This window comes from Burkholderia sp. ZZQ-2, from assembly GCF_050768715.1.
In the GTDB taxonomy this organism is placed as follows: domain Bacteria; phylum Pseudomonadota; class Gammaproteobacteria; order Burkholderiales; family Burkholderiaceae; genus Burkholderia; species Burkholderia cepacia.
Map to the genome: position 1 here is coordinate 1 of NZ_LDVA01000178.1, position 4,796 is coordinate 4,796.

Annotated in this window: 5 protein-coding genes; 1 reads left to right on the plus strand and 4 read right to left on the minus strand. The window is 69.5% G+C overall.

Going from position 1 to position 4,796, the window contains the following annotated elements:
• On the plus strand, positions 1 to 820 hold an 820-nt coding region (locus ABY44_RS11640), incomplete at its 5' end, for an MFS transporter (RefSeq protein WP_431641204.1).
• A gap of 61 nt (positions 821 to 881) precedes the next feature.
• On the opposite strand, the gene ABY44_RS11645 is transcribed toward ABY44_RS11640, so the two are convergent.
• From ABY44_RS11645 to ABY44_RS11660, 4 genes are all read right to left on the minus strand, one after another.
• Positions 882 to 2,090 carry a LysR family transcriptional regulator gene (locus ABY44_RS11645; RefSeq protein WP_060173200.1) on the minus strand — a complete coding sequence of 403 codons (1,209 nt, stop codon included), beginning with the start codon at positions 2,088 to 2,090 and terminating at the stop codon, positions 882 to 884.
• A 61-nt stretch (positions 2,091 to 2,151) separates the two neighbouring features.
• Positions 2,152 to 2,880 (minus strand): aspartate/glutamate racemase family protein, encoded by a 729-nt coding sequence (locus tag ABY44_RS11650; protein WP_060173201.1) that lies wholly within the window; start codon positions 2,878 to 2,880, stop codon positions 2,152 to 2,154.
• Positions 2,881 to 2,902: 22 nt separating this feature from the next.
• Positions 2,903 to 4,453 (minus strand): NCS1 family nucleobase:cation symporter-1, encoded by a 1,551-nt coding sequence (locus ABY44_RS11655; protein ID WP_081058097.1) that lies wholly within the window; start codon positions 4,451 to 4,453, stop codon positions 2,903 to 2,905.
• 110 nt (positions 4,454 to 4,563) lie between these two features.
• The coding region (locus ABY44_RS11660) for a hypothetical protein (protein ID WP_431641206.1) at positions 4,564 to 4,796 on the minus strand (233 nt) is incomplete at its 5' end.

Sequence of the window (4,796 nt, forward strand, 5' to 3'; positions counted from 1 at the left end):
CGCCGCCGCGCTGTTCGCGGCGTTCGTCGGCGCGGAGCGCTGGCAGGCGCGGCCGATGATCGATCTCGCGCTGTTCCGCCAGCCGCGCTTCGTCGGCGCCGTGCTCGCGATGTTCGGTTATGCGGCGTGCGCGCAGGTGATGATGACGTTCCTGCCGCTATACCTGCAGAACGCGTTCGGGATGTCGGCGATCGACGCGGGGCTCGGGATGCTGCCGTTCGCGTTCGCGATGATCGCCGGGCCGTCGCTCGGCGCGGCGCTGGCCGCGCGCGTGTCGTCCGGCGGCGTGCTGGCGGGTGGGCTCGCGCTGATCGGCGCGGGCAACCTCGCGACCGCGGCGCTGACGGCCGCCGGCGACTACCGGCTCGTCGCGATCGGCATGTTCGTGACGGGCTGCGGCGCGGGCATCATGAACGGCGACACGCAGAAGGCGATCATGGCGTGCGTGCCGTCGAATCGCACCGGCATGGCGTCGGGCATCAGCACGACGACGCGCTTCTCGGCGATCGTGACGGCCGTCGGCGTGCTCGGCGCGGTGCTGGCGGCGAGCACGCAGGCGCGGCTCGACCGGCTGCTGTCCGCCGCGCCCGGCCTGCGCGCGTTCGCCGATGCGCCGTTCATGTCGAGCCTGCTGGCCGGCGACCTGGCGCGGGCGCTCGAACGTGTGCCGCCGTCGGCCGCCGGCGCGCTCGCGAAGGTGGCGCCCGTCGCGTTCGCGAGCGGGTTTGCCGACGCGCTGACGGTGAGCGGCGTGCTCGCGCTCGTCGTGGCCGTCGTCGCATGCAAGTTGCTTGCGCAACCGATGCGCGATGCTGCGTGACGGTGCGTGAAAGTGTGTGACGTATGGAGCGGCGCGTTGTCGCGCCTGTCGGTCGCGCCGGTCAATGCGACTTCGTCGCGTGACGGTGGATGCGTGCCGCATGGGCGACGCGCGGCGGGTGCGATGCACGGCAATGCGTCGGCTGCCGGCGGCGCGTGCGTCGAACCGGTTCGGGCGTATCGGCCGTAGCGGCTGTATCGGGTGCATCGGACGTATCGCCCGCAGCCGGCACGCTGTTCCCTGCGTCCGCAACTGCGCCGGAAGGAACCGCGGCAACCGCCGGCAGCATCGCCTCGGCGTCGAGCCACGCGCGTGTCGCTTCCGCGATCAGCCCGCGCAGCCAGCGCACGCCGTCCACGCACGCGCCCGATTCGTTCCACGTCATCCGGTACACGATGCCCGGCGGCTCCGCCGGCAGCGCGACGGCGGCGAGCGGCAGCAGCTTCGCATAATGCCGCGCGAGCCGGTACGTGGTGGTCAGGAGCAGGTCGGTGCGCACGAGCGCATGCGCGGCAAGTTCGAAGTGGGGCAGCGTGACGACGATCCGCCGCTGCAGGCCCACGCGTTCGAGCTGCCGGTCGATCGCGCCGGACGCCTCGAGCCACGACGGTGTCGGGCACAGCTGCGGCGCGTCGGCAAAATCGGCGGCCGTCATCGCGCCGTGCCGCGCGAGCGGATGCGTCGCGCGCATCAGGCATACGACGCGATCGTCGAACAGGTCGTCCTGCCGGAACCGCGACGAGCGCGCCGGGCGATTGTCGATCACGACGTCGAGTTCGCCGTCGGCCAGCGCGCGCTCGTCGTCGAAGCCGTCGCCGAGCGGATGGAACACGAGCTGCGCGTTCGGCGCGCGTTCGCGGAACAGCGCGACGAGCTTCGGCACGAACAGCACGTTCAGGTAGTCGGGGCAGCCGATCCGGTAGGTGCGCACCGACGTGCGCGCGTCGAACGTCGGCTGCTGGATGCGGATGAAGTCGATCACGCGCAGCGCGTTGCGCAGCGGATCGATCAGCCGCGCGCCGAACTCGGTCGGCACCATCCCGTAGCGGCTGCGCACCAGCAACGGATCGCCGAGCAGCGTGCGCAGGCGCTTGAGCGCGGCGCTCGTCGCCGGCTGCGACATGTTCAGCCGCACGGCCGCGCGCGACACGGTGCGCTCGGTGAGCAGCACGAGCAGGATGCGCATCAGCCGCGCATCGAGCACGTCGAGCGCACCTGCGGCGTCGGACGCGCCGCGGGGCGGTGCGTCCGGTTCTAGCGTGTCCCGCATGCCGATACGTCTCCCGGCGACACGATGCCCGAGCGCGACGCAGCAGCCGGCCGGCGGCGCGTCATTTCGCGAAGGTGCCCGGCCAGCCGACGATCCGCTTCGGGCGCGGCGGTGCGTACGTGCGGACCTTCGACGTCTTCAGCTTCAGGCGCACCAGCGACTCGGCGAGCGCGACCGCGGCCGATACGCCGTCGACGACCGGCACGCCCGTGCATTCCTCGATCTGCCGGTCGAGGCCGGCCATCCCGCCGCAGCCGAGGCAGATCACTTCCGCGTGATCGTCCTTCACCGCGCGCTGCGCCTGGCCGACGATCGACTCGATCGCGCGCGCCGGGTTTTCCTCGAGTTCGAGCACCGCGAGGCCGCTTGCGCGCACCGACGCGCAGCGCGCGTCGAGCCCGGCGAGCTTCAGGCGATCCTCGATCAGCGGCACCGTGCGGTCGAGCGTCGTGACGACCGAGTAGCGATGGCCGAGCAGCATCGCGACGCTCGCGGCCGCTTCGGTGATGTCGACGACGGGCACCGTCAGCAGTTCCTGCAGGCCTTCGCGGCCGTGTTCGCCGTAGCCGGCCTGGATCACCGCGTCGTACGGCTCGTCGTAGCTCAGCACGCGATCCATCACGGCGATCGCCGCGAGGTAGCTCTCGAAGTTGCCTTCGATCGACTCCGCGCCGAAGCGCGGCGTCAGCCCGACGATCTCCGTGCCCGGCGATGCGGCGGCCTGCGCCTGCGCGGCGATCGTGTCGGTGATCGACTCGGTCGTGTTGACGTTGACTACCAGGATCCTCATTGCTGACTCCGTATGCGTGTGTTCAGTGTTGCGCGCAGGCGACCGCGATGGGTTCGCCCGAGCGCTCCTCGTATTGCCGTTTGCGATCGGCCAGCAGCCAGTACACGCTGCCCGCGATGGCCGCGCCGAGCAGCCACGAGAACGGCGTCATCGCGCTGAAGGCCGGCACGACGGCGAGCGTGATCGAGATCAGCGCGGACGGCAGGAGCGCCGCAAGTGCCTTGCGGTTCACGCCGCGCGTGTAGAAGTAGGCGCCGGTCGGCGCTTCGGTGTAGAGGTCGGGCACGTTCACGCGCTGCTTGCGCACGAGCCAGTAGTCGACCGTGATGATCCCGTACAGCGGGCCGAGCAGCGCGCCGAGGCCGGACAGGAAATAGACGATCACGATCGGGCTGTTGTACAGGTTCCACGGCAGGATCAGCACGGCGACCGTCGCGCTGATCAGGCCCGCGCGGCGGAACGACAGGCGATGCGGCGCAAGGCTCGTCAGCACGAAGGCCGGCGCGACGAAGTTCGCCATGATGTTCACGGCGACCGTGACGATCAGGAACGCGAGGCAGCCGAGCACGAGGAACAGCTTGTTCGGCACCGTCGCGATGATTTCCGTCGGGCTGTGGATGATGTGGCCGTTCAGCTTGAACTGCGCGCCCGCGAGCACGAAGCTGATCGTCGCGAACACGAGGATGTTGACCGGCAAGCCCCAGAAGTTGCCGACCCGCACCGTCTTCGCGCTCGGCGACGAGCGCGCGAAGTCGCAGAAGTTGAGCACCAGCGTGCCGTAGATCGCGAGCCACAGCGAGCCGCCCGCGAAGATCTCCGTCCACATCTTCAGGCCGGTCAGCGGCTTGCCGATCGACATCGCGAGATGGCCGCCCGTGCGGCTGAACATCCACGCGGCGAGCGACAGCGTCGTGACGAGGATCACCGGGCCGGCGAGCCCTTCGTACTTGCGGACCATTTCCATCCCGTACGTGAGGATGCCGATCTGCACGAGCCAGATCGCGACGAACGTGACCCAGCCGAGCGTCGACAGCCCGAAGATCGCGTCCTGGTCGAACGCGGCGAGGCCCGGCCAGATCGCGGTGAGCAGCACGCGCAGCACGACGGACGCGAGATAGGTCTGGATGCCGAACCACGCGATCGCGATCACCGCGCGGATCATCGCGGGCAGCAGCGCGCCGTAGATGCCGAAGCTCATCCGGCTGATCACCGGGAACGGCACGCCGGTCTTCTGGCCCATGTAGCCGGTGAGGTTCATGAAGGAGTACACGAGCACCGCGCCGATCGCGAGCGACGCGAGCATCTGCCAGCCCGACAGGCCGAGCGCGAACAGCCCGATTGCGAACGAGTAGTTCGCGATGTTGTGCACGTCGTTGGTCCACAGCGCAAAGATGCTGTAGCGGCCCCACGTCCGCCCCTCGGCCTTGGTGGGCGCGAGGTCGGGGTTGTGCAGCCGCGGGCTCAGCGCGGGGTCGCGCGCGGCCGAATCGGTTCGATGCGATGCGTCGACCGCGCCGGGCACGATGCCCGGGCGGTGGGTGGCTTCCAGTTGCACGCCGTTGTCTCCTTCCATGTGCGGGGCGCGAAACCGGCAGCGCGTATACGCTGCGACGGCCCGGCCGCCGTGGACGTTATGTCTCGGATTTGTTCGCGAGTATGGGTGGCCGGCACGGTGATGGGAAATTAAATATTCGGCTGGGCGTCATTTGAAAAATGAATGGGAGGGATCGATGGCGAGGCACGGGGATTGCGCGCCGAAGGGTTCCATCCACCGACATCAGCGGAGGTGTCATGCAGCGATATTCCCTTCGTCACGTATCGCGAGCCGTCTTCGCCGGCATCCTGATCGCCGGCCTGGCGGCGGGTGCGGGTTGCCAGAAAAAGAGCGACACCGGTACCGGTGCGAGCTCGGACAC